Source organism: Streptomyces sp. NPDC051207 (assembly GCF_040682395.1).
Taxonomy (GTDB): domain Bacteria; phylum Actinomycetota; class Actinomycetes; order Streptomycetales; family Streptomycetaceae; genus Streptomyces.
The window spans coordinates 178,572-203,220 of sequence record NZ_JBFBAX010000011.1 but is presented as its reverse complement, the minus strand read 5'-3'; the positions used below and the strand labels follow the sequence as shown (position 1 = coordinate 203,220).

The window sequence follows — 24,649 nt, the reverse complement described above, 5'->3', positions numbered from 1 at the left end:
GCCCGCACCCGCACCAGCCACTTCGCAAGGCTTCGCCCCGCCGAGCAACTCGACGGGGCGAAGCATCACGGCCCGGATTAACCAACAGCGTCCCACCGGGGCGGGCCGGGCTGATCATTTCCGGGTGCCGGCGTTCCGGCCGGCGCCCCACTCCCCGGCTCCCGGCCCGCGCCACTCGATCAGGGCCGACTGCCGCACCCAGTCCTCGTCCACGTGCTCCAGACCGGCCAGACGCAGGAACTCCACGACGTCCAGCAGGCCGTACGCCATCCCGACGAAGTGGCCGTCCACACGGACGCGCCGCCCGTCGTCCTCGGCGGGCGGGTAGATCACGATCGGTCGTGCACTTGCCATGCCACCAGCGTGCGGTCTGGCCCCGCCGTCCGCAGGTCGGGCGGCGGGGCCAGACCGAAGGATCGCCGGGAGCTGACGGTCACGGGGCCCTTCGTGTGGTGGTCCCAGCGGCCTGGACCCGCCCCCGGCCGTGCCCGCGTGTCACCCGATTGGCCCGCCCCGGCTTCGTGGGATCGTCCGTCCGGGGTGTGATGAGGGCTGGGACAGGCGTCCATGAGGGGAGGCCGATCATGTACGAGATGTGCGCCGGCTCCGAGAAGCCGGGTGAAGCACTGGTATGGCATGTCATGGCGAAACCGGCGACCACCACCCTGTGCGGGCAGAAGCTCGCGCACCGGGTCGAAGCGCCCAAGGCGCAGCGTGCGGGTCACTGCCCGGACTGCATGGCGTCCTTCGCGAAGCTCATGACCACCACGACCGTGAACTGACGTGCCCGGCCGATTCCGGCGGCCCTGAGGGCGGACCGCCGGGCCCGTGCGCGCGTGGATGTGCGGCAGCCCGGGCCACCGGTGCTCGTGGCGGCCGTTCCGGTCAGCGGTCGCCGGCGTCGTACCGCTGGCGCCACTTGTCGATCAGGGCCGCCATCTCGCGCTGCATGAAGCCGTAGAAGTCCTGCATCTCGTCGAGCCTGCGGCCGGCGACGCTGTCGTGGCCCGCGGCCTTGATGCCCTCGGCCGCGGCGTTCCACATGCTGTCGAGCAGGGCGTTCTGGTTGCCCATCAGGGTGGCCCACGCGTGTTCGCGGAAGCGGTAGTGGTCGCGGCGGCTGCCGGGTGCCGGGACGCGCTCGATCATGCCGGTCGGGATGAGCTGGTTCACGGCGCCGGAGACCGCGCCGCTGCTGATCTTCAGTTCCTCACAGAGGTCGGCGGCGGTCATCGTCTCCTGCTGGGTGAACAGCAGCGCGGTCATCACCCGGGCAGTGGTCCGCTGCATGCCGCTCTGGGCGAGTGTCAGCGCGAGCCGTTCCGCGCACTCACGCAGCTGGGTGTCCCTCTCGTCCATCAACGCCCTCCATCTTGACGAGTTCTTATCATACCGAGCACCTCGAGAACTCAAAGCGTTTACAGATCTCTGAACGTTCGCTACGTTGCAGACTATGGAGAACGTGATCGAGCTCAGGGAGCTCACCAAGACCTATGGCACGCGCCGCGGCCTGGTCGACCTCACCCTCGACGTGCGGCAGGGCGAAGTGTTCGGCTACCTCGGCCCGAACGGGGCCGGCAAGTCCACCACCATCCGGCTGCTGCTCGACCTCATCCGGCCCACGTCGGGCCGGGCGACGGTGCTCGGGCTGCGCCCGCTGGAGGACGGCGTGGAACTGCGCCGCCGGGTCGGCTACCTGGCCGGTGACTTCGTGTGCGACGGCCGCCAGAACGTCCGCAGCTATCTGCGCTTCCTGGCCGCCCTGCGCGGTGGCGTGCCCGGGGCGCGCATCGACGAGCTGGCCGAGCGGCTCGGCCTCGACCAGACCACCAGGATCAAGAAGCTCTCCAAGGGCAACCGGCAGAAGGTCGGCCTCGTCCAGGCGTTCATGCACCAGCCGGAGCTGCTCGTGCTCGACGAGCCCAGCTCCGGACTCGACCCGCTGGTGCAGCAGACGTTCCTCGACATGGTGGCCGAGGCCCGGGCCGCCGGTCAGACCGTGTTCATGTCCAGCCACATCATGAGCGAGGTCGAGGCGGTCGCCGACCGCGTCGGCATCATCCGCGACGGCCGTCTCGCCGCCCTCGACACCGTGGCCAACCTGCGCACCGGGGCCGTCCGCGACATCGAGGTCACCTTCGAAGCGCCGGTGCCGTCGGAGGCGTTCGCGAACCTGCCCGGGGCGGACCGGCTCAGCCTCGACGCGGCCGGGACCACGCTGACCGGCCAGATCTCCGGCAGCCCGGACGCCCTGATCAAGGTGCTCGCCCAGCACACCGTCACGAGTCTGCGCGCCACCGAACCGGCCCTCGAGGAACTGTTCCACAGCTACTACGCGGGCGCCCAGGACGCGCCCCGCACCGAGACGGCACCGGCCGCCTGACGGCGTCGCCGTCGCCGCTCGAGAACCGTACCGAAAGGACAAAGACTTCCGATGAGCGCCGCTATCCTCACCAAGTACCTCTCCGACAGCCGACGGAGCCTGACCGGCTGGGCGGTCGGGACGGCGGTGGTCGGCATGGTGTACGCCAGCACGTACCCGTCGCAGCGCGAGAACACGGCGAACCTGCCCGAGGCCCTGCGCGAGGGCCTGAACATCGACCAGACCGCCGCGGGCTACCTGCACGCCAGCGTGTTCGGCGTCATCCTCCCGCTGCTCGCCATGATCTACGGCGTGACCGCGGGCACCCGTGCCGTGGCCACCGAGGAGGAGTCCGGCCAGCTCGACCTGCTCCTCGCCCACCCCATCACGCGCACACAGCTCACGGTCCAGCGCTTCGCCGCGCTGATCGCCGGCGCGCTCGGCATCGCGGCGCTGGTGTGGCTCGGCCTGCTGGCCATCCGCAACGGCTCCGAGCTGACGAGCATCACCCCGCTGGAGTTCCTCGCCCAGTGCTTCCACCTGGCCCTGCTGGCGATCCTGTTCGGCGCGCTGGCCATCGGCCTGGGCGCGGCCGTCGGCCGCAAGGCGGTCGTGCTGGTCACCAGTGCCGTCATCGGCGTGGTGTCCTACACCCTGCACACCTTCGCGGGGCAACTCGGCGCCGACTGGCTCGCGTACCTGTCGCCGTTCCACTACTACATCGGCGGTGAACCGCTGCGGCACGGCTTCCAGTGGGCGGACGTGCTGGTGCTCCTGGTGGCCTCGGGGCTGCTGTTCGGTCTCGGTGTGCGGCGTTTCAACCAGCGGGACATCAACAGCTGACGCCCGGTGGGCGAGGTCGGCCGAAGGCTCTGGGGTGGGTGCTGGGGGATACCCCAGTGTGCGTCCCGGGGCCCGGTCGCCAGGCTGCATCGACCGACCCGCCCGCCAGGGAAAAGGTGATGGGATGCCCACGACAGACATCGAGATCCCGCCGCAGCCGAACGTGAACGATCCGGCGATCTACGACTGGTACCGCATGATGCGCGACGAGCATCCCGTGCACCGTGACCCCGCCACCGGCTGGTGGGTGGTGTACCGGTACGCCGACGCCCGGCACGTCCTGACGAACCCGGGGATCTACTCGTCCGAAATGCACCGCATGGGCTTCCCCGAGTCCGGCCTGGAAAGCCTGCCGCAGATGGACCCGCCGCGCCACACCCGCGTGCGCCAGATCCTCAGCACCGCGTTCACTCCCGCGTCCATCGCCGCCTACGAGCCGGCGATCGTACGGCTGACCCACGAGATCGTGGACGAGATCGCCGACCGCGGCCAGGTGGACCTGGTGGCGGATCTCGCCTATACGGTACCCATCGCCGTCATCCTGGAGATTCTCGGCCTTCCGGCCGAAGACCGTGTCCTCTTCTACGACTGGGCCCGCAAGGTCATGAACGTGACCCCGGAGGAAATGGCGCAGGAAGGATATCTGGAGGCGCTCGGCGAACTCCAGCAGGAAGCCATTTCGTACCTCAGGGAACGGGTGCGTGAACGGAAGAACAAGAACACCGACGACATGCTCACCCGGCTCGCCAACGCGGAACTCGACGGCGACCGGCTGACCGAGGACGAGACGGTCAACTTCGCCAATGTGATGTTCGCCGGCGGTCATATCAGCACCACCATGACCATTGCCAACTCGATCGATCTGCTCGATCTGAATCCCGCCGCCCAGGCCGAACTGCGGGAAAACCGCGACCTGATTCCGCAGGCGGTCGAGGAAGTACTGCGGCACCGGCCCCCGATCACCACGGGCCTGCGGGCCTCCACCCGCGAGGTGGAGCTGGCCGGGGTCGTCATCCCGGAGAACCAGCACGTGGCGGCCAGCTTCTGCTCGGCCAACCGCGACGAACGGCAGTTCCCCGACCCCGAGGCCTTCGACATCCACCGGCGCAGCGAGGGCCGGCACTTCGGCTTCGGCTTCGGCACCCACCACTGCATCGGAAACGCCCTCGGCCGGCTGGAGACCAGGCTCGTCCTGAACGTCCTGTTCGACCGGTTCAAGGAGATCTCCGTCGACCGGGACGGTGACCTCGCCTGGGCGATCCCGCCGCAAATGGTGGGCTTCGACAAGCTTCCGGTCTCTTTGCGTCCCGCCTGATCCGATCAGTGAGGATCGCGCCACCCCTTGTCGGCCAACAAGGGGTGGCAATGCCACTTTCCGGCCTCCTTGGCCATATTCGCAACGTGAGTCTTGACGCTTCCTTAACGCCGCTTCGTACAGCGCGCACGGTGGTGTCATGTGTTAACTTGTGATTCAGTCCTGATCGGCGCGACGTCATGAGGACGGGGGAATGTGTCACGACCGCCAAGACCACAATAGAAAAGCCACACACCAAAAAGGCGCATGACTTTCTGCGCGCTTTCCCTTTTCTGGAGTCTTCCCGGTCTCTTCGACTTTCCACCAAGGGGTGTGGCAATGCAGGAATTCCTGCTTCTGGAACGTGAGCGCGAAATGGACCTCATACGGGCGGGAGTGCGGCGGGCGCGCGGCGGTGACGGCGCGTTCGTCGTCTTCGAGGGAGCCCCCGGAACGGGCAAGACGCGATTGCTCGCGGCGGCGCGCCGGGAGGCGGAGAAAGAAGGCTTACAGGTGCTCCACGCCCGGGCGGGCGCGCTGGAGCGGGGATTCGCCTGGGTCGTCGTCCGCCAGCTGTTCGAACACTGCCTCAGCGCGGCGGACGGCACGGACCAGGGCGACCTGCTCGCCGGCCCCGCGGCACTCGCCGGCAGCATCTTCGACTACGCCGACCCCGAGGGCATCAGCACACCGCCCCAGGAGGACGGAGGGCTCTACCGGGTCCTGCACGGTCTGTACTGGCTCTGCAAGAACCTTTCCGCATCGGCTCCGCTGATGCTGCTCGTCGACGACGCCCACCACTCCGACACCGCCTCACTGCGCTTCGTCAACTACCTCGTCAACCGCCTGGAGGGCAGCGGCGTCCTGCTCGTGCTCACCAGCGCCCCCGACGTACCCGGCGAAGCCGAGGAACTGCTGCTGTCCGCCAGCCGCTCCCCGCTCGCCGGTCACGCAGCGCTCGAACCCCTCGGCCGGGACGCGGTACGCGAAGCGCTCACCGTACGGTTCACAGACGCTCCGCACGACGACGTGACCGAGGCCTGCCTCGTCGCCAGCCAGGGCAACCCGTCCCACCTGACGGAACTGCTCGACGAGATGCGCCGCTGCGGCATCACCCCCGAGCAGCAGGCCGCCGAGGAGATCCTCAGCCTCGCACCCGCCCGCATCGCCAAGGAGGTCGCCAGCCGCCTCCAGCAACTGCCGCCGCCCGCCCGCGGCCTCGCCGAAGCGGTGGCCGTCCTCGGAGACGACGCGGACCCCCGCCACTCGGCGGCGGCAGCGGCACTGGACAACGGCGCCGCCCTCGACGCCGCGAACACCCTGCGCGAGGCCGACCTGCTCAACCCCGGCGTGCCCTACACCTTCCGGCGCCCCGTCGTACGGCAGGTCGTGTACGCGCAGATGTCGCCGGACGCGCGCAGCCGCGCCCACCGGCGATCCGCCCACTCGCTGCACACCGCCGGAGTCGACCTGGCCACGGTGGCCGAACACCTGTGCCGCACCGAACCCGGCTGCGACGCCTGGACCGTCAGGACCCTGCGCGCCGCCGCCGTCGAGGCCATGCGCCGGGCGTCGCCGGTGGACGCCACCCGCTATCTGCGCCGGGCCCTCGCCGACTCCAGCGCCGAGCACGACCCGTGGATCCTGGGCCAGTTGGGGTCGGCCGAGCTGCGCGCCCGGCAGTCGTCGGCGATCGAGCACCTCCGTGAGGCCCTGCGCCGCACCCACGAACCGGCCTTCCGCAGCCAGCTCCGCCTCGAACTGGGCCTGGCACTGACCGCGTCGGGCCGCTACGACGAGGCACTTGCCCTGCTGGCGGAGCCGGGCGCCACGCGTCCGGGCGGCACCGAGCCCGCCGAGCAGGCGGTGCGCACGACGGCCGCCGTGGTGGCCCGCATCGCTCCCGGCCGCCGCGCGTCGGCCCCGCCCCGCCCGCCGGCCGGCGCCGCGCCGCGCTCGCACGCGGCCGTCGAGGCGCTGTCCCGGGGGCGCCCGGCCCACCGGGTGGCCCGGCTGGCCGCCGCCGCGGTTGCCGGCACCGCGGCACCGTACGGCGAGGACACCGAGCTGACCGACGCCGCGGTCGCCGCCTGGACCCTCGCCCAGTGCGACGAGCCGGAGCAGGCGGAAAGGGTGCTGCGCGAGACCGCGCGCAAGGCGTCCGACGCGGGGCAGATGCTCGCCGCGGCCACCGCCACGAGCCTGCTCGGCGGCGTCCTCCTCGACACCGGCCGGCTCGCCGAGGCCGAAGCGGGCGCACGGCGCCTGCTGCAACAGCAGGAGTGCTGCTCGCTGACGCTCGCCTGCGTGCCACTGGCCGCCGCCGTACTCACGCACTGCCTCATCGAGACGGACCAGCTCCAGGAGGCCGAGGACACCCTGCGCCGCACCGGGCTGACCGGACACCTGCCGCAGTCGGCCCTGTCCGTCCCGCTGCGGATCGCGCGCGTACGGCTGAGCATCCGCCGAGGCCGCTTCGAGGACGGGCTGCGCGAGCTCACCGAGTGCCGCGACCAGGCGGGACAGGAGGGCTGGCTGTACCCGTCCGCGTCTTCGGAGTACCTGTCGGACGCGGCACGGGCCCTCGCCATCACGACCGGACCGCGGGCGGCCCGCAAACTCGCCGCCGACGTCACCGAACGCGCACGGGCCTTCGGCGCGGTCCGCCCGCTGGCCGCCGCGCTGCGCACGCACGGCGAGATCGTCGGGGGAGACGAAGGGCTGGAGATGCTGGAGAACGCCGACCGGCTCCTCGCCCCCACGCCCTACCTGCTGGAACGGGCACGCGTCCTGGTCGCGCTCGGCGCGGCCCTGCGGCGCCAGGGCCGGCGCGGCGCCGCCCGCGGCCGCCTGACGGCCGGACTGGACATGGCCCAGGGCATCGGCGCCTCCGTCCTGGAGGCCACGGCCCGGGCCGAGCTGCGCCTGGCCGGGGTCCGCCAGGTCAGAGGCGGTCTGCAGCAGCGGGCTCCGCTGACCCCCGCCGAGGAGAGGGTCGCGCACAAGGCCGCGGCCGGGCTCAGCAACCGGGAGATCTCGCAGGCGCTGTTCGTCACCGTCAAGACGGTGGAATGGCACCTCAGCCAGGCCTACGCCAAGCTCGGCATCGCCAAGCGGGCCGAGTTGTCCCAGGCGCTGGCCACCGGGCCGGCGCCGCACGGCGAGACCGTGCCGCGGTCGGCGTAGGTCCCCGGCGGGCGGCACGGTGTGACGCGGCGGGCGCCCGGGCGGGCGCCCGCCGCGCCGTCGTCTGCGTCACCTTCGGCGTCGCGGGCCTGCCTGATGGGCGCCCGCCGTGTCGTGGGCGTACCTGGTGGGTGTGGGGCGCGTCGTCGGCGTACCTCGTGGGTGTTCGTCGAGCCGTCAGTGTGGCCGGTGGCGTTCATCGAGCCGTCGGTGTGGCCGGTGGGTGTGCGTCGAGCCGTTGGCGTGGCCGGTGGGGGCCCGCCGCGTCATCCGTGTGCCCCGGTGCGGGCGTCCGTGACGTCGTCGGCGTACCCGCGGCCCGGGGCGGTGCGCCACCCGTACTGGGGTCGCTGCTGGGGGAGTTCCGGGGGCGGGCCGGGGGGCCGGTCGAGCAGGCTTGGCTGCCGGTCCCGCCGGGCGCGACAGCTCCCGACCCGACGCCGGGACCGGCCACATGCCTAACCGAAGGGCGGGACACGTGACCAGCACGACGGAGAAGACCTACGCCACCCTGACCGAGGCCGAGCGGTCGTTCGTGGACGAGGTGGCGCGGCACTACCACGAGGCGCACGGCGTGACCTGGGAGAAGGGCCGGGTCATGGCGTGGATGATCATCAGCGACCCGATCGAGCAGACGCTCGGCCAGATCTGCGCCGCGGTCGACGCCGACCCGGACAGTATCGAGCAGCTCATCGAGCAGCTGACGCTGGCCGGCCTGTACCGGCGCATCGAGACGCCCGGCGAGGAGACCCGCTACCGGCTCGTCGACGACGGCTACCCCAAGGCCGTCGCCGACACCTTCGCGAGCTGGCCCGAGTACCACCAGATCTTCCGCTTCGGACTCGACGTCCTCGCCGACGCCGACGAGGCCCGCCGCAGGCGCATCGCCGAGATCGAGGAACTGTTCGGCCACATCGTCGGCGACCTCGCCGACATGTCCAAGCGCTGGGAAGAGCACCGCCGCACCGCTGCCGCCTGACCGACCGCCCGGACGCACCGCGAGGAGAAGCTCACCATGACCGAGCAGACCGCCCCCACCACCCTCACCGAGGGCGAGCAGGCCTTCGTGGAGAAGGTCGCGCAGTACTACTTCGAGAACGACGGCATGCCGCACGACCGCGGCCGTGTCGTCGGCTGGATGATGATCTGCGACCCGCCGGAGCAGACCGCCGCCGACATCGAGAAGGCCCTCGGTGTGCCGCGCGCCGCGATCGACCGCATCGTGGACCAGCTGACCCCGGAGAACGACCCCGTCAGCGTCTTCGAGCGCACCGGATCGCTCCAGGAGAACTACACCATCCGGCTGCGCGAGAACAGCTGGGGCCCCAAGGTCCGGGGCATCTTCTCGGAGTTCCCCGACTTCCACCGCGTCGCCGCCACCGGGCTGACCGCGCTGCGCGCCGAGAACGCCTCCGAGGAACGCCTGCTGCGGCTGGCCAACATGGAGCGCTTCCTGGGCTTCGTCAGCGCCGAGATGCCCGCCATCCTCAAGCGCTACGAGCAGAGCAGGGCGGGCGCCGGCTCCTGACCGCGGCGCACCCGCCCGGACCGGCGGGTGCCCGACCAGGCCAGGGCCCCGGAAACCCCCGGGGCCGCACGCCGACGACGTCCGGACGCGGCACAGAGAGGACGGGGCTCAGATGACCACATCGCTCGTGCGGGCCGGCCGGGCGGCCGAGGACAGCGGCCGCATCGGCGCGCAGGCGCTGGGCAGCGCCGCCTTCCGCGCCGACCACGGCGTCCGCTACGCCTACGCGGCAGGCTCGATGTACAAGGCGGTGGCCTCCGAGGAACTCGTCGTACGGATGGGCAGAGCGGGCCTGCTCTCCTACTTCGGCACGGGCGGTCTGCGCGCCGACCGGGTCGTCGCCGCCGTACGGCGCTTCCAGCGGGAGATCGGCGACGGCCCGTGGGGGGTCAACCTCCTCGCCTCGCACGAGAACCCGGCCAGGGAACAGGAACAGGTACGGCTGTTCCTCGAGCTGGGGGTCCGGCGGGTCGAGGCGGCCTCGTTCATCGTGCCGACCCGGCCGCTGGTCCAGTACCGGATCAGCGGCCTGCGCACGGCACCCGACGGCACGGTGCACGTGCCGCACCGGGTCATGGCCAAGGTGTCCAGACCCGAGGTCGCGCAGTACTTCCTCGAACCGCCGCCACGGCACCTCGTGGAGGAACTCCTGGCCGACGGTGCCGTCACCGCCGAGGAGGCGGCCCTCGCGGAGCGCGTCACCCTCGCCGACGACCTGTGCGCCGAGGCCGACTCGGGCGGCCACACCGACCAGCGGCAACTCGTCGTGCTGCTGCCCGACACGGTCCACCAACGCGACCGGGCCGCCGCCCGGTTCCCCGCCGCCGGGCAGGTGCGGGTCGGCGCGGCGGGCGGGCTGGGCGTGCCGGAGGCGGTGGCCGCCGCGTTCGTCCTCGGCGCGGACTTCGTCCTCACCGGCAGCATCAACCAGTGCACGGCCGAGTGCGGCACCAGCGACCGCGTGAAGGACATGCTCCAGCAGGCCGAGGTCCAGGACATGACCGTCGTCCCGGCCGGCGACATGCTGGAGACCGGCGCCCGCGCACAGGTACTGCGCCGCGGCCTGTTCTACCCGGCCCGCGCCAACCGGCTCTACGAGCTCTACCGCCGCCACGACTCGCTGGACGACCTCGACGAACGCACCGCCGACCAGCTTCAGCGGCGCTACTTCCGGCGGACGTTCGACCAGGTGTGGGAGGAGACCCGCGCCTACTACGCCCAGGCCAACCCCGAGTCCCTGGCCCGCGCCGAACGGGACCCGAAGCACAAGATGCTGCTCGTCTTCAAGGCCTACTTCGTGCAGTCGATCCGCCTCGCCATGAGCGGCTCCGAGGAACACCAGGTCGACTACCAGATCAACTGCGGGCCCGCGCTCGGCGCGCTCAACGCCCGCCTGCGCGGCACCGAGCTGGAGCACTGGCGCAACCGCCACGTGGACGAGCTGGCCGACCTGCTGATGCGCGGAGCGGCGGACGTCCTGACGGCGAGGACGGCCGGCCTGACCACCGCCACACCCCACGGGAGCCGAACGTGACCGTCGCCCACCTCTTCGCCGGACAGGGTTCGCAACGCGTCGGCATGGGGGCCGAGCTGCTCGCGACGTACCCCAACCTGGTGCGCCAGGCCGACGACGCCCTCGGCTACTCGGTCGCCGACCTGTGCCTGAACGGACCGGCGGAGCGCCTGGCGGACACCCGGTTCACCCAGCCCGCCATCTACGTCGTGGACGCCCTCGCCTATCTGGACGCGGTGCGCAGGACCGGCGTCATACCCGACGTGGTGGCCGGTCACAGCCTGGGGGAGTACGCCGCGCTGTTCGCCGCCGGCGCCTTCGACTTCCGTACCGGGCTGGAGATCGTCGCCCGGCGCGCCGCGCTGATGGCCGACGCCGGGCCGGGCGCCATGGCCGCGGTCATCGGGCTGGACGAGTCCACCGTGCGGGACGTGCTCGCGGCCGAGGGCGGCGACGTCGACCTCGCCAACCTCAACGCGCCCGACCAGATCGTCGTCTCGGGCGGCGCCGAGGACGTGCGCAGGGTCTCCAAGGCGCTGGCGGCGCGGTCGGGCACGGTCGTCGCGCTCCCGGTCAGCGGCGCCTTCCACTCGCGGGGCATGCGGCCGGCCGCCGAACGCCTCGGCCACTTCCTGTCCGGCTACGTGTTCGGCCGCCTCAAGATCCCCGTCATCGCCAACGCGACCGCACAGCCGTACGCCGACCACGAGATACGCGACCTGCTCTGCCGTCAGCTGTGGTCCCCCGTCAGGTGGAGCGACACCGTGCACCACCTGCTCACGCTGCCCGACCCCGACCTGCGGGAGATCGGCCCCGGCAACGTGCTCACCGGCCTGACCCGGCGCATCCGCGCGGCACGCGAGGCGGCCCCGGCGAGCAGCTGACGGCACCGCCTCGGCCGGGGACCGGGACGCCTGGATCGGTGAAGGGCCGTACCGGCCGGTGACCGGAGCGCGGGGACCGCCGAACGATCGCGCCGGCCGGTGACCGCGGCGCGAGGGCTCGAAGGATCGCGCCGGTCGGTGACCGGGGCGCGGGGACCGCCGAAGGGTCGCGCCGGAAGGTCACCGGGGCGTGGGGACCACCGAAGGACGGCACCGGTCGGCGACCGGGACCCAGGACTGCCGGGAAGACCGGACGAGAAGAGAAGACCGGACGAGAAGACCGGACTGGAGGAACAACGGCGCATGAAGCCGAACGTCGTCACGGGTGACTTCCGTGTCACGCGAGCAGATGTCCTGGCCTTCGCGGAGGCGGGCGGGGACCACAGCCCGCTGCACGTCGACGAGACCTACGCCCGCCGCACGCCCTTCGGGCAGCCGGTGGCGCACGGCGCGCTGTGCGTGCTCCGGGCGCTGGCCCTGGCGCCCGCGCCGGGCACCGGCCGGCGCCTCGCCTCGCTGCGGGCCCGCTTTCCCGGCCCGGTCTACCCCGGCCAGCTCTACCGGTGGGAGGCGGAACACGCCCCCGACGGCTCGGCCCGCGTACGCGTCCTCGACGGCCGGCGCACCCTGGCCGAGATCGAGGCCCGCTACGCCGAAGGCACCGTCCACGCGCCGCCCGCCAGGCCCGCGCGGCCCCGGTTCGCCGCCGAGGCGGCCCGCGCCCCGGTGACGGAACTCGCCCCCGGCACACAGCTCGGCACCCGCTACCGTCCCGACTGGCAGGCACTGCTCCGTCTCGTGGAGGCGGAAGGGCTCCAGGACCGGGGAGTGGGCGTGGACCACGCGGCCGTGCTGGCCTGGGCGAGCCAGCTCGCCGGCATGGAAACACCCGGCCGCGCCGCCCTCGTCAGCGGCATCGACGCCGACTTCGAACCCCTCGCCGCACGGCGGGGCTTCGCCGCGCGCGCGGTCCTCGCCGACGTGGACCCGCGCTACCGCTCCGTGCGGCTCACCGGCGACGTGACCGGCGGGCACACCACGGCACGCGTGGAGGTCCGCGTCTTCGCCCGACGCGAGTCCAGCGCACCGGACGCGGAACGGCTGCGTGCCCTCGTACCCCCGCACGGGGCCCTGCGCGGCAGGACCGCCGTCGTGTGCGGCGGCAGCCGCGGGCTCGGCGCGGCCCTCGTCCAGGCGCTCGCCCTGGCCGGCGCCACCGTCCACCTGGCCTACCGGGACAGCACCGCCGAGGCCGAGGCCCTCGTCGCCGCGCTCGGCCCCGACGGCACCCGCGTGCACCTGCACCGGGGAGACGTCGCGGACACCGCCTGGTGCGCCGAACTCCGGCGGGCCGTGCACGAGCGGGACGCAGCCGCCGACCTGCTGATCCTCAACGCCGGCCCGCCGGCCCGGCCGATGGACGTCCACCCGGACACGGCCGCGCGGGCCGGTGACCACGTGACGGCGGCGCTGCGGCTGGCCCAGGCGCCGCTCGCCGCGTTCGCCGGGCACATGGCGAGCGGCGGTCTCGTGGTCGCCGTGTCCTCGGCGTACGCGCAGGCACCGCACCGCGGGCTGGCCCACTACACCGCCGCCAAGCGGGCGCTGGAAGGGCTCGCGGAGGCCGTGGTCGTCGACAACCCCGAGCTGGCGGCGCTGATCGTCCGCCCGCCGCGCCTGGCCACCACCTTCGCCGACAGCGTGGCCGACGACAGCGCCCTGGACGTCGAGCCCGTCGCCGCCGCCGTGGTACGGCGGGTCGCCGACGGCGTGACGGCGGGTACGACGGCGGTGCTGGCCGACTTCGAGCCGCCCGAACCGTCGCCGACTGCCACCCCCGTGGCAGAGGCCGCCCCTGCCCCTGCCCCCGTGGCCGAGGACGCCTGCGCCCCCGCGTCCGGGCCGGCCCCCGCCACCGACGTGGCCCCCGCCCCTGTTCACGACCCCAGCGGCACCCTCGCCCTGGCGGCCACCTTCACCACCGACCCGCTGCATCCCGTCCTGGCCCACTGGTGCGAGCGGCTCGGGCTCGATCTGGCCGTGCGGCCGGCGGCGTACGGGCAGGTGTTCCAGGAACTCCTGGACCCGTCCGGCGCGTTCGCCGCGAACCGGCGCGGCTGCAACGCGGTGCTCGTGCGCGTGGAGGACTGGCCGGAGGGGCCCGAGGGCGAGCGCACGGCCGACGAGTTCGCCGCCGCGGCCCGCACGGCGGCGGCACGCCTCTCGGTGCCGCTGCTCGTCGCGCTCTGCCCGGCGTCGCCGCCCGCGCTCGCCCGCCGCGCGGACGCCCTCGAAGCCGTCGAGGACCGCCTGTGGCGGGCCCTCGACGGGACCCGCGGGCTGCACCTGACCCGGCTGGACGACCGGGGCGACGGCCACTGGGTGACCGACCACCACGACGCGGCACGTGAGGAACACGCGCACATCCCCTACACGCCCGAGGCCTGCACGGCACTGGGCACCGCCGTCGCCCGCACCGTCCACGCCCTGCTCGGCCGCCCGTACAAGGTGCTCGTCCTCGACTGCGACAACACCCTGTGGCGCGGCGTCTGCGGCGAGGACGGCCCCCGCGGGGTGGAGTTGGGAGAGGCCCACCGCCACCTCCAGCAGTGGGCGGTACGACGGCACGACGAGGGTGTCCTCGTCTGCCTGGCCAGCAAGAACTCCGCCGAGGACGTGGACGCGGTGTTCCGGCTGCGCCCGGACATGCCGCTGCGCCCCGAGCACGTCGCCGCCCGCCGCGTCGACTGGAACGCCAAGGCCGGCAACATCGGGGCGCTGGCCCGCGAACTCGGCGTAGGACTCGACTCGTTCGTGTTCCTCGACGACAACCCGGTCGAGATCGCGGCCGTACGCGCGGCGCAGCCGCAGGTGCTCGCGCTCCAGCTGCCCGCCGACGAGGCGGACTGGGCCGGCTTCCTGGCCCGGCTCTGGGCCTTCGACCGCACGCAGGTCACCGAGGAGGACCGCAGACGCACCGAGATGTACCGTGCGGCCCGCCGCCGGGAGGAGGCCCGTGACGCGGCGCCGTCCCTGGCGGGCTTCATCGCCGGGCTCGGCCTCCGCGTCGACGTGCACGAGGCCCGCGACGACCAGCTGGCCCGTGTCGCACAGCTCACGCAGCGCACCAACCAGTTCAATCTGGCGCCGCTGCGCAGGACCGAGGCGGAACTGCGCGGCGTGCTCGCCGGCGGCGCCCGGTGCTGGGTGGCCGAGGTCGGCGACCGGTTCGGCGACTACGGCCTGGTGGGCGCCGCCGTGACCCGCGACAGCGGCGACCGCGTCCTGCTCGACACGTTCCTGCTGAGCTGCCGGGTCCTCGGGAGAGGCGTGGAGCATGCCTTCCTGGCCGCGGTGGCCCGCGCCGTCATGACCGAGGGCGGCCCCGCCGTCCTCACCGCCGAGCACCGGCCCACCGACCGGAACACGCCCGCGCGCACCTTCTTCGAGGCCGCGACGGGCGAGCCCGTGACGGGTGGGGCCGGGACGGGCGAGTCCGCGCACGCCGGGGACGGGACGCGGCTGCACAGCGCGCCGCTCGACCGTCTCGCCGCGCTGGAGTTCCGGCCCGACGACGGACCGGTGCCGGACGACACCACGGCGGAGCGCCGTCCGGCACCGGCCGGGGCCGGTACGGCCGCGGACACCACCCGGCGCGCCGCGCTGGCGCACCTGGCGGCCGAGCTGACCGACATGACCGCACTGCACCGCGCGGTCACCGGGGAGCACGAGCCCGCTCCCGCGCCGCCGGCCCCCGGTGCGCCCGAGCCCGCGCACGCCGGGAGCGATCCGTTCGACGCCGTACGGGCCGTGGTGAGTCGGCTCAAGCGGATTCCCGTGGCCGACCTCGCGCCGAACACCACACTGGAGTCGCTGCGGCTGGAGTCGCTGGAGATCGTCGACGCGACCGTCGCCCTGGAGAAGGACTTCGGGCGGCTGCCGAAGACCCTGTTCTTCGAACACCGCACCCTCGGTTCCGTCGCCCGGGCCCTGGGGCCGTCCGCGCCTGCCGCCGCCCGGCCGGAACCCGTGCCACAGCAGCCCGCCGCCGCCCGGCCGGAACCCGTGCCACAGCGGCCCGCCCCGGTCGCAGGGAAGGCCGATACCGCGTCCCGGCCGACGGCCGACGCCGCCGCCACGCCCGACGACCGCATCGCTGTGGTGGGCATCGCCGGCCGCTACCCGGGCGCGGGCGACATCGCCCGGCTGTGGGAGAACCTCAAGGCGGGCGTCGAGTCGCTGGGCGACGTCGCCGTGCGCTGGGAACAGCCGGACGTGGTCGACCCGGACGGCGGCCCGGACCGCACGTACAGCTCGGCCGGGGGACTCCTCGACGGCGTGGACGAGTTCGACGCGCTGTTCTTCCAGCTCGCGCCCAGCGAGGCGGAGACCATGGACCCGCAGCAGCGCCTCTTCCTCCAGACGGCCTACCACGCGGTCGAGGACGCCGGGCACACCCCCGCCAGTCTCGGCCGGGACGTCGGTGTCTACGTGGCCTCCATGGGCCCGGACTACGCCGTGCTGAGCGCCAACGCCGCCCTGGACGGCCACAGCCGGTACCCGAACAGCGACCTCTACCAGATCGCCAACCGGGTCTCGTACTTCATGGACTTCACCGGGCCGAGCATCGCCGTCGACACGGCCTGCTCCGGATCGGGCGTCGCCCTGCAACTCGCCTGCGACGCGATCCGCGCCGGGACCGTCTCCGCCGCGCTCGCGGGCGGGGTCAACCTGATCCTGCACCCGGCCCGCCGCATCCAGTACGCCCAGCTCGGCATGGTTTCGCGGACCGGCCGGTGCATGCCCTTCGGCGCCGACGCGGACGGCATGGTCACCAGCGAGGCCGTCGGCGCCGTACTGCTGCGCCCGCTGCGCGACGCACTCGCCGACGGCGACCACGTCTACGGCGTGATCCGGGCCGTCGGCGCCAACAGCGACGGACGCACCAACGGCTTCACCGTGCCCAGCCCGCAGGCGCAGGCCGACCTCATCACCCGCACCCTCCAGCGGGCCGGCACCGATCCGTCCGCCGTCGGATACGTCGAGGCCCACGGCACCGGCACCCCGCTGGGCGACCCCATCGAGATCCGCGGCCTGAGCAAGGCCTACGCCTCCGTGCGCACCCCGGCCTCGATCCCCGTCGGCAGCGTCAAGGGCAACATCGGGCACACCGAGGCCGCCGCCGCCCTGGCCGGGCTGACCAAGGTGCTCCTGCAACTGCGGCACCGCACGCTCGTGCCGTCCCTGCACTCCCAACGGCTCAACCCCGACATCGACTTCGCGGCCACGCCGTTCCGCGTCCAGCAGTCCACGGCCCCCTGGCCCGCCGCGGCCGGCGGCGCCCCGCGGATCGCCGCACTCAGCTCCTTCGGCGCGGGCGGGGTCAACGTGCACCTCGTCGTGGAGGAGGCGCCGCCCACCCGGGTGGCCGGTGCGGCACCGGCCGGGCCGGAACTCGTCGTGCTGTCCGCGCGGGACGAGGAGGAACTGCGCCGGGCCTGCGCGCGGCTCGCCGCCCGGCTGCGCGCGGCGGGACCCGAACTGCGCCTGACGGACGTCGCGTTCACCCTGCGGGAGGGCCGGGAGCACTTCGACACCCGCCTGGCGCTCGTCGTCACCGGCACGGGCGAACTCGCGGACCGCCTGGAACAACTCGGCGCACCCGGACGGGAACTGCACGAAGCGGTGCGGGACACCACCGGTACGACACTCGGCCGGCTGGACGACGGAGGCCGCCTCGGCGACGTCTTCGACGGAACGCCGGGCACCACCGAGGTCCTGCGCGCCCTCGCCGAGCGCGGTGAACTCGCCAAGCTCGCCCGGCTCTGGTGCCAGGGTGCCCGGCTGGACTGGCGGAGCATCCTGCCGTCCTCCGGAGGGCGCCGGGTGTCCCTGCCGGGCTACCCGTTCGCCCGCGCACGGCACTGGCTGCCCGGCTCCGGGCCCGACGCGCCGGTCGCCCCGCAGCGGCCGGACTCCGGGACGGTCGCACCGGTCACCCCGCAGCGGCGCGCCGAACTCCACGTCCCCGACTGGACACCCGTCCCGGACCCGTCGGCGGCACGCGCGCCGGACGCCACGGTGATCGTCGTCGGCGGCACGCCGGGCTGGGCGCGGGACGCCGACCACCATGTCACGCACCTTGAGGAGGTCTCCGGCCTGGTGCGCGCCCCGCGGCACGCCGTCGTGGTCGACCGCCGCCCCCTCGACCGCGCCGCCGAGCCGCTCGCGCAGTCGCTGACCGAGGCGACCGGCACCCTAGGCACACTGGCCCGCCTCGCCGGCGACGACCGGACCCTCACCTACGTCACCCTCACCCCGCCCGAGTGGGCGGACCCCGCCGCCGCCCTGGCCGTCGGCTTCGGACGCGCCCTGGAGCGCGAGATCCCCGGGTTCCGCGCGGTGCGGTGCGAGACCGGCGCCGGCGAACCCGGCCTGGCGCGGGTGCTGTCCCTGCTCGGCACGGGCGCGCCGGAACTGCTCGTGGACGGCACCGACCAGCTCGTCCGCACCTGGAGCCGGGCCACCGTGTCCGCCGAGCAGGCACCGCCCCTGCGGCACGGGGGGCACTACGTCGTCACCGGCGGCGCGGGAGGCGTAGGACGCCTGCTGACCGCGTACCTCGTTGAGCAGTGGGCGGCACGCGTGACCTGGGTGAGCCGTTCCGGCGCGGCCACCGGGCCGGGCGGGGCCCTGGCGGGGTCCGCGGCCGGGAGCGGCGGTGCGGTGCGGCAGGTGCGGGCGGACGTGACGGACCCGGACGCCCTCGCCACCGCGCTCGCCGACGCGCGAGCGGCCTTCGGGCCCCTCCACGGCGTGATCCACGCGGCGGGAGTGCTCGACGACGGTGCCGCCCGCGACCGTACGGCCGACGAGATGCGCGCCGTGCTGGCACCCAAGACCTGGGGCACCCTGGCCCTGGACGCGGCCACCGCCGGGGACCCGCTGGACTTCTTCCTGCTCATGTCGTCGTTCGTCGGCACCCTGGGCAACGCCGGGCAGACGTCGTACTGCGCCGCCAACCGCTTCCTCGACGCGTTCGCGGAGTACCGGGCGTCCCTGGTGGCGCGGGGCGAGCGGTCCGGCCGGCCGGTGTCCGTCGCCTGGCCGCTGTGGCGGGACGGCGGGATGGAGATGCCGTCCGCCGTCCGGCGCCTGACCGAGACCACGCTCGGGCTCACCGCGATCGACACGGCGTCCGCACTGGCCGCCCTGGAGGACGCCCTCCGCCTCGGCCGCTGCCGCGTCCTGGTCGGCTTCGGAGACCAGGAACGGATCGGCGCGGCGCTCGCCGGGCGGCACGGGACGGTCGCCGGGCAGGGCCCGTCCTCCGGTGCTGCGGCACCCGTCGTCCCCGAACGGACGCCGCCGACCGGCGGCGGGGGGCAGGCTGCGGTGGCCCCGGTCGCCGACCGGGAGCGGCTGCGTGACCTGCTGCGCGACGAGGCGGCCGGTCTGGTCAAGATCCCGGCCGCACAGGTCCGCGACACGGCCGAGTTCGGCGACTACGGCTTCAACTCCCTGCTGTTCACCGACTTCGCCAACCGCCTCAACGACCGCCTGGGGCTGGCCCTCACCCCGGTGGTCTTCTACCAGCACTCCACGATCGAGGCGCTGACGTCGGCGCTGCTGGAGAGCGCGGCGCCCGCCCTGGCGGTACCGGTGGCGGCCGCAGCCCCGCCCGCGCCCACGGCCGTGGCGGTCTCCGAGTCCCGCGCCGAGCCGCAGCCGCCCGCCGCGTCGGTCACCGAACCCCGGCCCGTCGCCCCGGGGCCCGCGCGGCCCGGCACCATGCCCCCGGTCGCCGTCATCGGCATGGCGGGCAGGCTGCCCGGATCGCCGGACCTGGACGCCTACTGGGCACATCTGATCGCGGGCCACGATCTCGTCGTGCCCGCGCCCGGGGACCGCTTCGGCGACTCCGTTCCGGCCGGCGGGTTCCTGGACGACATCCTCGCCTTCGACGCCGAGTTCTTCGCCGTCTCCCCCCGCGAGGCGCGCCTGATGGACCCCCAGCAGCGGCTGTTCCTGGAAGCCGCGTGGCACGCGGTGGAGGACGCCGCGATCCGCCCGACATCCCTCGCCGGGAGCCGTACCGGCGTCTTCGTCGGAGCCACCCTGTCCGACTACGCCGATCTGCTCGGCCGGGCGGGCGAGGAGGTCGCCGCCCACAGCATCACCGGGCACGTCCAGAGCGTCATCGCCAACCGCCTGTCGTACCTGCTGGACCTGCGCGGGCCGAGCGAAGTGATCGACACCGCCTGTTCCAGCTCGCTCACGGCACTGCACCGGGCGCTGGGCGCCCTGGAGGCGGGGGAGTGCGAACTCGCCGTGGCCGGTGGCGTGAACGCGCTGTTCTCCCCGGCGTGGTTCGACTCGCTCGGCCAGGCCGGGATGCTCTCGGCGACGGGCCGCTGCTGGACCTTCGACGAGCGGGCCGACGGGTTCGTACGGGGCGAGGGCGTCGGCGTCGTCGTCCTCAAGCCGCTGGACCGGGCCCTGGCCGACGGCGACCCGATCCGCGCGGTCGTCCGGGGCAGCGCGGTGAATCACGGCGGCCGGGCCCACTCCCTGACCGCGCCCCGCCCGGAGGCCCAGGCCGAGGTCGTCACCGCCGCGCTGGACCGGGCCGGCGTCGACCCGCGGACCGTCACGTACGTCGAGACGCACGGCACCGGCACCCGGCTCGGCGACCCCATCGAGATCGCGGGCCTGACCGCGGCCTTCGACCGGCCGGGCACCCGCGCCGCGGGTCCCTGGTGCCATCTGGGCGCCGTGAAGGCGAACATCGGGCACCTGGAGTCCGCCGCCGGTGTCGCCGGGCTGCTCAAGGTGCTGCTCGCCCTGCGCCACCGCACCCTGCCGCCGAACGCCGTGGGGGAGCGCGCCAACCCCCATCTGCGGCTCGACGGCACCCCGTTCCGCGTACTGCGCGAAGCGCGGCGGTGGCAACCCGCCGACGAGTCCGGGGCGCCCCTGCCGCTGCGCGCCGGGATCAGCGCCTTCGGCTTCGGCGGGGCCAACGCCCACCTCGTCGTGGAGGAACCGCCCACCCGCGCCGCGTCGCGCCCGGGGCCGGCGGGGGATCAGGTTCTCGTCCTGTCCGCCCCCGACGACGACCGGCTGCGTGCCCACGCCCGGGTGGTGCGCGACGCACTGCGGGGCAGCGATCAGGACTTCGCGGACCTCGCCCACACCTCGCGCGTCGCACGCGACCCGATGCGCGCCCGGCTGGCGCTGGTCGTCCCCGGCCCCGCGCAGGCCGTGGCCGCGCTCGACGCCTTCCTCGACGGCCGTACGGCCCCGGGGCTGCACACCCGCGACGGCTCCGACAGCACGGGCCCGGTTTCGGGCTCCACGGGTTCCACGGGCTCCGGTGCGCACGAGGCGGCCCGTCGGTGGGTCGCCGGGGAGGACGTCTCCTGGCCGCTCGAACCCGGCCGGCGCCGGGTGCCGTTCCCGGCGCGCCCGTTCGACCACTCCCAGCGGTACGGGCCCCGGGCCCCGACGGCTGCGGCGACCTCCGTGGCCGGGACGGCTCCGGCGGCCCGGACGGCCCCTGTGGCTCCGACCGTCCCGGCCGGCCCCGCCGCCCCGGTCACCGAGCAGGCCTCCACCCACGACGACGCCGGTACGCACTCCCTGCGGCTGCTCGCCCGCACCTGGACGCCGGCACCCGCCCCCAGCGGGCCGCCGTCCCCCGGGCGGCTCACCACCCTGGTGCTCGTCGGCGCGGAGGCCGGCGCCGCACTGGCCGAGGAACTGGCCGGGCTCGACGGGCACGACGTAGTGGTGCTGCGCGAACCCTCACCGCTGCCGCTCCCGTGCGCCCGCACCGTGGAGGCCGACCTCGGCGACCGGGAGCGCACCCGCGAGGTCCTGACCGGGGAACTGGCCGCGCACGGGCCGTTCGACGTCGTCATCGACGCGGTCGACGCCCTCGCCGCCCCGGGACGGCCGTCCCGGCACGCGGGCCGCATCGCCCTGCTCCAGGAGCTGGCCTCCCGGGCCCGGGAGCACGCGGTCACCGTGGTCCACGTCCGCCCGACGGCCGCGACCCGGCCCGCCGGGGCCGGACACGGGGACGCGGTGCTGACCGCGGCCCGCATGGCCGGCTGCGTACGGGCCGTCGGCGCGGAGTACGCCGCCGTCACCTCCGTCACCGTCGAGTACGACGCCGTACCCGACGGGCTGCCCGGCCCGGTCGCGCTGGCCGCCGCCGAACTCGCCGCGGGGACACCGGCCGAGGGCGCCGAGGTCCGCTACGTCCGCGGCGCACGCCACGTGGGGAGTCTGGAGCCGGTCCCGGTACCGGCCGCGGGACAGGGCGGTCACCTCGGGTCCGTCGCCGTGACCGCCGACCGTCCGTACGTGATCACCGGAGGAACGGGCGGTCTCGGGCTCGCCGCGGCCGAACTGCTCGTCGCGCGCGGCGCCCGGCGGCTCGCCCTCACCGGCCGCCGCGCCCTGCCTCCGAGGGAGCGCTGGGCACACGCGACGGCGGACGACTGGTGGGCCGCCCGCACGGCCGCGATCACCCGCATGGAGGCGACCGGGGCCCAGGTGCTCCTGCACCACGGTTCCCCCGGCCGGCTGGACGGGTTCCTCGACGAGGTGCGCACCCGCTTCGGGCCGCCGGCGGGCGTCCTGCACTGCGCGGGTGCCGTCTCGCCCACCCCCGCGTTCGTGCACAAGCCCCCGCACGAGTTCGACATGACGTGGGAGCCGAAGGGACCGGCGCTGGCCGCGCTCGACCGGGCGCTCGGCGACGACGAGCCGGATTTCGTCGTCCTCTACTCCTCCGTCTCGGCCCGCTTGCCACGGCTCGCCGTCGGCCTCAGCGACTACGCCGCCGCCAACGCGGCCCTGGACGACTACGCCGAGTTCGCCCGGGCCCGCGCCCGCGCTCGCGGCAGCGCAACCCGCTGGCTGTCCCTCGCCTGGGGCAGCTGGTCCGGCATCGGCATGGGCGAGGTCACCACGCCCCGCTACGGAGAGGTGGGCATGGTACCCATGCGCCCCGAGGACGGACTCACCCTGCTCGACGCGGCGCTGGCGACGGAGCGGCACGCCGCGCTCGCGGCCGTCGCCGCCCGGCCCGCCACCGCCCCGGCCGACGCGGCCCCTGAGCGGATCTCCGGACCCGGACTGGAGACGGGGATTGCGGCGGGACCGACGCCGGGACCGGGGACGGGACTGGTCGCGGGTCCGGCGGCGGGCCGGACCGCTGCGCCGTCCCCGTCGGACGACACCCGCCTCCTGCACGCCTGCGCCGACCACATCGCGGACGTCCTCGCCGAGGTGCTCGGCACGCCGCGCGACCGCATCGCGCACGACCGGCCGTTCGCCGACCTCGGCGTCGACTCGATCCTCATCGCGAGCATCGTCGTCCGGCTGGAGGCCGCCACCGCGGCACCCCTCGACCCGTCCGTGGTCCTGGAGCACCCCACGGTGGAACGGCTGGCCCGCCACCTGGTCCACGCCCACCGCGAAGGCCTCACCCGCTGGGCCGCCGGACCGGCCGGACCCGCCGGACGACCGGCGACCGACGCCCCGCCCGCAGCGCCCCTGCCCGCACCGACCACCGGACCGGCCCCCGTCAACGGCCCTCGCACCGCCCCCGGCATGCCCCTCGCCGTCATCGGCATGGCCGGCCGGTTCCCCGGCGCCCCCGACACCGCGGCCTTCTGGGACCTGCTGCGCGACGGCCGGTCCGGCATCCGCGAGGTCCCGCGCAGCCGGTGGGACGTGGCCTCCCGCTACTCGCCCGAGTACGCGCCCGGCATGAGCATCAGCAAGTGGGGCGGCTACCTCGACGGCATCGAGGACTTCGACCCCGCGTACTTCGGCATCCCCGAGGCGGACGCGGCGCACGTCGACCCGCTGACCCGGCTCTTCCTGGAGACGGCCGAGACGGCCATCGCGGACGCCGGATACCGGGGCGAGGAGCTGAGCGGCCGGGCCGTCGGCGTCTTCGTCGGCTCGGGCACCAGTACGTACGGGTCCCGCATCACCGTCCCGGGCCGGGCCACCGCGACCGGCCTCAACCAGAACTTCATCGGTGCCCACCTCGCCCACCTGCACGACCTGCGCGGCCCCAACCTCGTCGTGGACACGGCCTGTTCGTCGTCGCTGTCCAGCCTTCACCTCGCCCGGCAGGCGTTGCTGCTCGGCGAGTGCGAGATGGCCGTCGTGGGCGGCGCCGACCTGCTGCTGGACGAGACGCCGTACCTCTCCCTCAGCGCCGCCCGCGCCCTGTCGCCCGACGGCACGTGCCACGTGTTCGACGCGTCCGCCAACGGCTTCGTGCCCGGTGAGGGCGTCGGCGCGATCCTGGTGAAGCCGCTGGCCGATGCCCTGGCCGACGGGGACCGGGTCCTCGCGGTGATCGAGTCGACGGCCATGAACAACGACGGCCGCACCATGGGCCTGACCACCCCCAACCCCGACGCGCAGCAGGCGGTCGTCCGCGAGGCGCTGCGCCGGGCCGGCGCCGACCCCGCGAGCGTGTCGTACGTCGAGGCGCACGGCACCGGCACCATGATCGGCGACCCGATGGAACTGCGGGCGCTGACCGGCGTGTTCGCACAGTCCACCGACGAGCGCCAGTTCTGCGGCGTCGGCAGCGTCAAGTCGAACGTGGGCCACCTGCTGATGGCGGCGGGCATGGCCGGTCTCCAGAAGATCGTGCTGTCCCTCCAGCACCGGCAGCTGCCGCCCACCCTGCACTGCGACCGCCCCAACCCGCGCTTCGCCTTCGAGACGTCACCGTTCCGCATCCAGGACCGGCTGGAGCCCTGGCAGCCCCGGCACGGGGTACGCCGGGCCGGCCTCAGCGCCTTCGGCTTCGGCGGGACCAACTGCCACGTCGTCCTCCGCGAGCCCGTGGGCCCCGAGGAGACCGGCCGGAAGACCGTACGGACGCCCCTGCCGCCGCCCGTGTTCCAGCGGCGCCGGCACTGGGTCGAGCGCACCGGCCAGGACGATCCCCTGCGCATCACGCCCCGTCCCCTGCTCGAGCTGGAGGAATTGATCTAGT

12 protein-coding genes are annotated in these 24,649 nt (G+C 74.1%); 10 read left to right on the top strand and 2 right to left on the bottom strand.

Translation table 11 applies throughout. From position 1 onward, the window contains the following. Positions 1 to 114: 114 nt before the first annotated feature. Positions 115 to 354 carry a hypothetical protein gene (locus AB0M97_RS14275; RefSeq protein ID WP_365961124.1) on the bottom strand — a complete coding sequence of 80 codons (240 nt, stop codon included), beginning with the start codon at positions 352 to 354 and terminating at the stop codon, positions 115 to 117. Positions 355 to 584: 230 nt separating this feature from the next. On the opposite strand from AB0M97_RS14275, the gene AB0M97_RS14270 reads away from it, so the two are divergent. Then, complete coding sequence (locus tag AB0M97_RS14270) at positions 585 to 782, top strand: hypothetical protein (RefSeq protein ID WP_365961123.1); 198 nt, start codon at positions 585 to 587, stop codon at positions 780 to 782. A 103-nt stretch (positions 783 to 885) separates the two neighbouring features. Here the strand turns inward: AB0M97_RS14270 and AB0M97_RS14265 are convergent, their stop codons facing one another. After that, on the bottom strand, positions 886 to 1,359 hold the full coding sequence (locus tag AB0M97_RS14265; protein ID WP_365961122.1) for a helix-turn-helix domain-containing protein: 474 nt from the start codon (positions 1,357 to 1,359) through the stop codon (positions 886 to 888). A gap of 94 nt (positions 1,360 to 1,453) precedes the next feature. On the opposite strand from AB0M97_RS14265, the gene AB0M97_RS14260 reads away from it, so the two are divergent. From AB0M97_RS14260 to AB0M97_RS14220, 9 genes are all read left to right on the top strand, one after another. Further along, on the top strand, positions 1,454 to 2,383 hold the full coding sequence (locus tag AB0M97_RS14260) for an ABC transporter ATP-binding protein (protein ID WP_365961121.1): 930 nt from the start codon (positions 1,454 to 1,456) through the stop codon (positions 2,381 to 2,383). 51 nt (positions 2,384 to 2,434) lie between these two features. Beyond that, on the top strand, positions 2,435 to 3,205 hold the full coding sequence (locus tag AB0M97_RS14255) for an ABC transporter permease subunit (protein ID WP_365961120.1): 771 nt from the start codon (positions 2,435 to 2,437) through the stop codon (positions 3,203 to 3,205). Between the two features lie 124 nt (positions 3,206 to 3,329). Further along, positions 3,330 to 4,520, top strand: coding sequence for a cytochrome P450 (locus AB0M97_RS14250; protein ID WP_365961119.1), 1,191 nt, complete (start codon positions 3,330 to 3,332; stop codon positions 4,518 to 4,520). A gap of 318 nt (positions 4,521 to 4,838) precedes the next feature. Then, positions 4,839 to 7,685, top strand: a complete 2,847-nt coding sequence (locus AB0M97_RS14245) for an AAA family ATPase (RefSeq protein ID WP_365961118.1) — start codon at positions 4,839 to 4,841, stop codon at positions 7,683 to 7,685. Between the two features lie 478 nt (positions 7,686 to 8,163). Further along, on the top strand, positions 8,164 to 8,664 hold the full coding sequence (locus AB0M97_RS14240; RefSeq protein WP_365961117.1) for a hypothetical protein: 501 nt from the start codon (positions 8,164 to 8,166) through the stop codon (positions 8,662 to 8,664). 36 nt (positions 8,665 to 8,700) lie between these two features. Beyond that, positions 8,701 to 9,213, top strand: a complete 513-nt coding sequence (locus AB0M97_RS14235; RefSeq protein ID WP_365961116.1) for a hypothetical protein — start codon at positions 8,701 to 8,703, stop codon at positions 9,211 to 9,213. A gap of 112 nt (positions 9,214 to 9,325) precedes the next feature. Continuing rightward, entirely contained in the window at positions 9,326 to 10,747 is a 1,422-nt protein-coding gene (locus AB0M97_RS14230) for a PfaD family polyunsaturated fatty acid/polyketide biosynthesis protein (protein WP_365961115.1), read from the top strand. Continuing rightward, complete coding sequence (gene fabD / locus AB0M97_RS14225) at positions 10,744 to 11,610, top strand: ACP S-malonyltransferase (RefSeq protein WP_365961114.1); 867 nt, start codon at positions 10,744 to 10,746, stop codon at positions 11,608 to 11,610. Before AB0M97_RS14230 ends, fabD begins: the two co-directional genes overlap by 4 nt. Positions 11,611 to 11,913: 303 nt before the next feature. Continuing rightward, positions 11,914 to 24,648 (top strand): SDR family NAD(P)-dependent oxidoreductase, encoded by a 12,735-nt coding sequence (locus tag AB0M97_RS14220; protein ID WP_365961113.1) that lies wholly within the window; start codon positions 11,914 to 11,916, stop codon positions 24,646 to 24,648. Position 24,649 lies beyond the last annotated feature (1 nt).